Origin of the sequence: Glycomyces dulcitolivorans (assembly GCF_003265355.1) — a bacterium.
In the GTDB taxonomy this organism is placed as follows: Bacteria; Actinomycetota; Actinomycetes; order Mycobacteriales; family Micromonosporaceae; genus Glycomyces; species Glycomyces dulcitolivorans.
In genome coordinates, this window is sequence record NZ_QFRW01000168.1 from 1 (window position 1) to 4,406 (window position 4,406).

A 4,406-nucleotide genomic window follows, 5' to 3' on the forward strand; every position below is an offset into this window, starting at 1 on the left:
CGGCCGGCGCCGCGTGGTGCGGTGCCGGCCGGGCCCGGGTTCGCGGTGGTCACGGGTGCGGTCAGCCCCGGGCCGAGGCGCGCTGGACGAAGTCGGCCAGGTCGGCGGACTGCTGGAGGCGCGATTCCTCGTGCACGTACATCATGTGGCCGGCCGGGTAGGTCTTCGTCTCGATGCTCGCGCGGTATTCGAGCGGGATCTCCAGGTGGTCGAGGGTGTACTCGATGGCCTCGACGGGGACGCCGCCGTCGTAGCGGCCCATGGCGACGTGGACCTTCATGTGCGGGTTGAGGCGCATGGCGTTGCCGAGCTTGCCGATGACGTCGACGGCCTCGCCCTCGAACTCCTTGTAGGACCACGGGTGGACGGCGCGCGAGAGCCGCTCGTAGACGTGCTCGTTCTCGTATTCGAGCTCGGTGCGCACGTAGTGCTGGAGCGCGGCCGTGTACGGGCCGTCGGTGCCGACCAGGAACGGGTCGTACGGCATCTTCTCGTACGTGTAGTGGTCGGCGGGGCCGGTGAACCGGGTGTCGAGGCGGCCGGTGACCAGGCGCTTGTGGCGCAGGAGCTCCGCGTAGAAGCGGGTGTGCTCCAGGCGCAGGTTGGCCTGGTCGACGTACTCCTCGGAGACGCCGGTGAGCGAGGCGACCTTGGTGACGGCGGCGGCGCGCTCGGCGGGGTCGAGGTTCTGGCCCTTGGCGAGGACGGCGCGGTACTCGTCGGCGTAGGCGCGGGCCTCGGCGACGAGGTCGTCGAGGTCGCGGTCGGGGTGGAGTCCGTGGTAGTGCGCGGTGGCCGCGTACATGGGGAGGAACAGCGGGCCGGGCAGGTCGGAGCGGCTGGTGTGGAACAGCGTCTCCATGTTGAACGCCGGGGCGATGAACATGACGCCGTTGAGCGCCATGCCGAACCGGGTCAGCAGGTACTCGGCGATGCCGGCGCCGCGGGTGCCGCCGTAGGACTCGCCGATGAGGAACTTCGGCGAGAGCCAGCGGTTGTTCCGCGTGGTCCACAGGCGGATGATCTCGCTGACGGACTCGATGTCCTTGGTGAAGCCGTGGTAGTCGCGGGGGTTGCTGCCCTCGACGGCGCGCGACCAGCCGGTGGAGATCGGGTCGATGAACACCAGGTCGGTGTGGCGCAGGAGGGTCTCCTCGTTGTCGAGGAGGCCGTACGGGGGCGGGGTGAGGTCCCCGGCGTCGCCGGAGTCGACGCGGCGCGGGCCGAGCAGGCCCATGTGCAGCCAGATGGAGGAGGATCCGGGGCCGCCGTTGAACGCGAAGGTGACCGGGCGGTCGGTGACCTCGGCGTCGTCGAGGGTGTAGTACGTGATGGACACCTCGGCCTTGGGCTTGCGGCCGTTGAACTTGTCGTCCTCGGTGACCTCCTCGTGGAACACGATGCGCCCGGTGGTGGCGGTGTAGGAGAGGTCCCCGAGGGTGTGACGGGTGGTCTTGAGGTCGTCGGCGGGCTCGGGCTTGTCGGCCTTCTTGCCCTCGACGGCCTCGTTCTCGGCGGTCTCGTTCTTGGGTTCTTCGCTCATGAGTCTGTAACTTACCGCTCGGCTAGTGGAGACGCCACCGCGTTGCCCGCGGTCCCGGGGGCGGGGTGGGCCTTGTCGGCGTTGACCTCGATGATCTCGTTGCGCTCGTTCACGTGAACGACCGTGGGGGTGTACGAGCGGGCCTCCGCGTCCTCCATCTGCGCGTATGAGATGAGGATCACAAGGTCTCCGGAGGCGACGAGGCGGGCGGCCGCCCCGTTGATCCCGATCACGCCCGAGCCGCGCTCGCCCGCGATCGTGTAGGTCTCCAGGCGCGAGCCGTTGGTGATGTCGACGATGGCGACCTGCTCGCCGTCGAGGATGTCGGCGGCGTCGAGCAGGTCCGCGTCCACCGTGACCGAGCCGACGTAGTGCAGGTCGGCCTGCGTGACGGTGGCGCGGTGGATCTTCGACTTGAACATGGTCCGGATCATCGGGCGTCTCCAATGTTGACGGGGGCGTTGTCGATCAGGCGGGTCGTGCCCGCCTTCGCGGCGATGAGCAGCCTCGCCGGGCCCCGGTCGGGGGCCTCGCCGAGGTCGTTCGACCTGACGGCGACGTAGTCGACGTCCAGGCCGGGCTCGGCCGCCAGGACCTCCCGGGCGGCGGCGAGCGGGTCGGGGGAGGCCTGCGCGGCCCCGATCGCGCGGGGGATGGCCAGCGCGGCGGCGCGCTCGGCCGCGGACAGGAACACGTTGCGGCTGGAGCGGGCCAGGCCGTCGCCCTCGCGGTCGGTGGGCACGGCGACGACGTCGATCCCCATGTCGAGGTCGCGGACCATGCGGCGGACCATCGCCAGCTGCTGGAAGTCCTTCTCCCCGAAGCAGACCGCGTCGGGCCGCGTCAGGTGGAACAGCTTCGAGACCACGGTGAGCACCCCGGTGAAGAACCCGGGCCGCGAGGCGCCTTCGAGAAGCTCCCCGTCCGGCCCGGCGTGCACGGTCGTGAGCCCTTCGCGCCCTTCGGGGTACATCTCGTTCACGCTCGGGGCGAACACCAGGTCGACGCCCTCGGCCTCGCACATCGCCAGGTCGGCGTCGAGGGTCCGCGGGTACTTGTCGAGGTCCTCGTTCGGGCGGAACTGAAGCGGGTTGACGAACACCGTGACGATCACCGAATCGGCGATCTCCTTGGCGCGCTTGAAGTTCGCGCGGTGGCCGTCGTGGAGCGCCCCCATGGTGGGGACGACCGCGACGCGTCCGGGCAGGGCCGCGCGGGCCTTCGCCAGGTCGGCCTTCGAATGCACGACCGCCGTCATGGGGTCTCCTCCTCGTCGGGGTGGGCGAGCACGTCGAGCAGGCCCTCGGCGTCGGCGCTCTTGAGGCGCCCGGAGTCGAGGGCGCGCTCGGCGGTGCGCCGGGCCATGGCCCGGTAGGTCCCGGCGATGCCGGTGCCTTCGAGTGCTTTGAGGTGCTTGGCGACCGTGCCCGCGTCGCCCCGCGACACCGGGCCGGTCAGGGCCGCGTCGCCGTGGCGCAGGGCGTTGTCGAGCGACGCCGACACCAGCGGCTCCATGAGCCGCTCGGGGTTCGCGATCCCGATGGCGCGCAACTGGTCGGCGGCGTCGTTGACGAGCGTCATGAGGTGGTTCGCGGCGTAGACGAGGGCCGCGTGGTAGCGGGCCCGGTCGGCCTCGTCGACGTGCTCGGGCTCCCCGCCCATCTCCAGGACCAGGGCCTCGCCCACGAAGCGGGCCTCGGCCTCGCCCGTGATCGCCCACGAGATCCCGTTCAGGCGCTCCAGGTCCTCCTCGCGCCCGGTGAACGTCATCGCGGGCGCGAGCGCCACGGTGAGCGCCCCGGCGTCGCGGGCGGGCCGCAGGGCCTCGACGCCGAGCGCGCCGGAGGTGTGGACCCAGATCTGGCCGGGCCGCACCGGCAGGGAGGCCACGAGCGGGCCGATCGCGTCGTCGGGGACGGCGACGAGCACCAGGTCCGCGGCGGCGGCCACGTCGGGGGGAGGGAGGATCTCGGCGCCGGGCAGGTGCCGGGCGGCGCGCTTGAGGGAGTCCTCGGATACGGCGGAGGCGGCCACCACGCGGTGGCCGGCGCGGGTGAGGGCCGCCCCGACGACGGAGCCGACCCTGCCCGCGGAGACGACGCCGACGGCGAGCCGTGAGGCGGGCCGCTGCGACGCGCCGGTGCGCTGCTGATCCATGATGCTGATCCAGTCCTTCGGAAGGTACCGGTCATTGCTTACGCGTTAATTGTGCGTCTCCGAAACGGCAACGCCAGTCCGGGAGCCCCCGAGTGGGGATTCTCACTCGCCCCATAGGGTCGGTCGATGAGCGCGTTCGAGCGGTGGGGCACCGCGATGGCGCGTGCCCTCTACGGCCCCGGGGGCTTCTACCGGCGCGAACTCCCCGCCCACCACTTCGCGACCAGCGCCCAGACCCGTGCCTTCGCCGAAGCCGTCGCTGCGGTCGCCGACGAGGCCGACGCCCGCCTGGGCCGGCCCGCCGACTTCACCGTCGTCGACGTCGGCGCCGGCGGCGGCGACCTCCTGGAGCACCTCGCCGGGTTCCTCCCCGGCCGCGTCAACCTCACCGCCGTCGAACTGCGCCCGCGCCCCGCGGGCCTGCCCGAGCGCATCGCCTGGCGCAATGAGGCCCCCGAACGCGTCACGGGGCTCGTCATCGCCTGCGAGCTGCTCGACAACATCCCCTGCGACGTCGCCCTCGTCGACGCCGAGGGCCGGCGCCGCTACGAGGAGGTCGACCCGGGCGGCGCGACCAGGCCCGGCGGGCGCCTCGACGCCGACGACGAGCGCTGGCTCGACCGGTGGTGGCCGATCGAGGCCCCGGGCGAGCGCGCCGAGATCGGCCGCCCCCGCGACGACGCCTGGCGCGGCCTCACCGGCCGCC

4 protein-coding genes and 1 pseudogene are annotated in these 4,406 nt (G+C 72.2%); 1 reads left to right on the plus strand and 4 read right to left on the minus strand.

Annotated elements, in window-relative coordinates:
• Nucleotides 1–61 precede the first annotated feature (61 nt).
• From DI269_RS13585 to DI269_RS13600, 4 genes are read right to left on the minus strand one after another with little or no spacing between them, the layout of a single operon-like run.
• On the minus strand, nt 62–1,543 hold the full coding sequence (locus DI269_RS13585; protein WP_112136712.1) for a S10 family peptidase: 1,482 nt from the start codon (nt 1,541–1,543) through the stop codon (nt 62–64).
• An 11-nt stretch (nt 1,544–1,554) separates the two neighbouring features.
• Nucleotides 1,555–1,977, minus strand: a complete 423-nt coding sequence (gene panD / locus DI269_RS13590) for an aspartate 1-decarboxylase (RefSeq protein WP_112136715.1) — start codon at nt 1,975–1,977, stop codon at nt 1,555–1,557.
• On the minus strand, nt 1,974–2,801 hold the full coding sequence (panC, locus tag DI269_RS13595) for a pantoate--beta-alanine ligase (RefSeq protein WP_112136717.1): 828 nt from the start codon (nt 2,799–2,801) through the stop codon (nt 1,974–1,976). The genes panD and panC overlap by 4 nt, the downstream gene beginning before the upstream one ends.
• Nucleotides 2,798–3,700 carry a Rossmann-like and DUF2520 domain-containing protein gene (locus tag DI269_RS13600; RefSeq protein ID WP_112136719.1) on the minus strand — a complete coding sequence of 301 codons (903 nt, stop codon included), beginning with the start codon at nt 3,698–3,700 and terminating at the stop codon, nt 2,798–2,800. The genes panC and DI269_RS13600 overlap by 4 nt, the downstream gene beginning before the upstream one ends.
• Before the next feature lie 126 nt (nt 3,701–3,826).
• Here DI269_RS13600 and DI269_RS13605 point away from each other — a divergent pair.
• Nucleotides 3,827–4,406: pseudogene (locus DI269_RS13605) on the plus strand (SAM-dependent methyltransferase); the annotation flags it as partial.

Bases quoted from the DNA above. Each gene is read 5' to 3' on its own strand.
- DI269_RS13585 (WP_112136712.1), bottom strand. From the start codon at position 1,543: ATGAGCGAAGAACCCAAGAACGAGACCGCCGAGAACGAGGCCGTCGAG.
- panD (WP_112136715.1), bottom strand. From the start codon at position 1,977: ATGATCCGGACCATGTTCAAGTCGAAGATCCACCGCGCCACCGTCACG.
- panC (WP_112136717.1), bottom strand. From the start codon at position 2,801: ATGACGGCGGTCGTGCATTCGAAGGCCGACCTGGCGAAGGCCCGCGCG.
- DI269_RS13600 (WP_112136719.1), bottom strand. From the start codon at position 3,700: ATGGATCAGCAGCGCACCGGCGCGTCGCAGCGGCCCGCCTCACGGCTC.